The sequence below is a fragment of the Acidithiobacillus concretivorus genome (assembly GCF_018853445.1).
GTDB lineage: Bacteria > Pseudomonadota > Gammaproteobacteria > Acidithiobacillales > Acidithiobacillaceae > Acidithiobacillus > Acidithiobacillus concretivorus.
Genome location: NZ_JABELD010000131.1, coordinates 1 through 369, shown reverse-complemented (window position 1 = coordinate 369; position 369 = coordinate 1). Strand labels below are relative to the sequence as shown.

Here is a 369-nt window from a genome sequence, read left to right as displayed (position 1 = left end):
CAGCCAGCACCCCCTGAACCTTGGCCGCCAGACCATCAAAACCCAAACGCATATCTACGGGTGTTGTCGCTAACCAGATGCGGTTGCCCGGGCTCAACCACATGGGCTTTCAAGGACCCGCACCAGGGTGTGCAACCAGCCGGCATCCATCGGCGCCGTCAGCTTCAGGCGACGGCCCGATAGCAGATGAATCTCTACGGGTGGAACGCATGGCTGAACCGTCGTCAAAGTCACTGGCAAAAACCCCTCGGTCCTAGTACCCGTCGGCTGATGCTTTACCGCTTCCGCAAAGCACTTGCGCCAGTAATGCAGGGTGGCTACCGCGATCCCTTCCTGCGCACAGTAATTCTTGACGGAAAGACCGCTCGC

The 369-nt window shown here is 59.3% G+C and carries 2 protein-coding genes; both read right to left on the bottom strand.

The window, feature by feature from the left end:
* The coding region (gene tnpB / locus HJG40_RS15485) for an IS66 family insertion sequence element accessory protein TnpB (RefSeq protein ID WP_215864708.1) at positions 1 to 103 on the bottom strand (103 nt) is incomplete at its 3' end.
* Positions 94 to 369, bottom strand: a 276-nt coding sequence (gene tnpA / locus HJG40_RS13665; protein WP_215864707.1) for an IS66 family insertion sequence element accessory protein TnpA, incomplete at its 5' end; no start/stop codon positions are given. The genes tnpA and tnpB, both read right to left, overlap by 10 nt.